Genomic DNA, 509 nt, shown 5'->3' with positions numbered 1-509 from the left:
GCCATCGGCACTGGTGACCGTGATGTCACGGGTCAGGGTTTCACCCGCCTTGAGTGACTGCACGTCGCTGTGGCTGTTGTTTAAGGTGTAGGTCCAGTTACCGTCGGCATCAATGCTGAAGAAACCGTAGTTGCCATCGGCGACATTGGTTTGTACTTGGAATACCGCTTCGCCGTTGTCGACGTCGGTGACGGTTAAGGTGCCGGCCACCGTTTGTACTGTGCCTGGCAGGGTGTCGGAATCGCCGTCTTCGGTGACGGTGCCAGCATCGCTGTCGCCGTTACCGAGCGTGATGTCAGCGGGATCGTTCGCGCCGACAATGGTGATGGTCACGGTGTGGCTGGCGGTGCCATCGGCACTGGTGACCGTGATGTCACGGGTCAGGGTTTCACCCGCCTTGAGTGACTGCACGTCGCTGTGGCTGTTGTTTAAGGTGTAGGTCCAGTTACCGTCGGCATCAATGCTGAAGAAACCGTAGTTGCCATCGGCGACATTGGTTTGYACTTGGA

The 509-nt window shown here is 57.9% G+C and carries 1 protein-coding gene; it reads right to left on the bottom strand.

Translation table 11 applies throughout. The features are described from left to right. The coding region (locus L5L98_RS22360; RefSeq protein WP_263143591.1) for a VCBS domain-containing protein at positions 1–509 on the bottom strand (509 nt) is incomplete at both ends.

Source organism: Shewanella sp. SM23 (genome assembly GCF_025654295.1).
GTDB lineage: Bacteria > Pseudomonadota > Gammaproteobacteria > Enterobacterales > Shewanellaceae > Shewanella > Shewanella oncorhynchi.
This window is presented reverse-complemented; position numbering and strand designations above follow the sequence as displayed.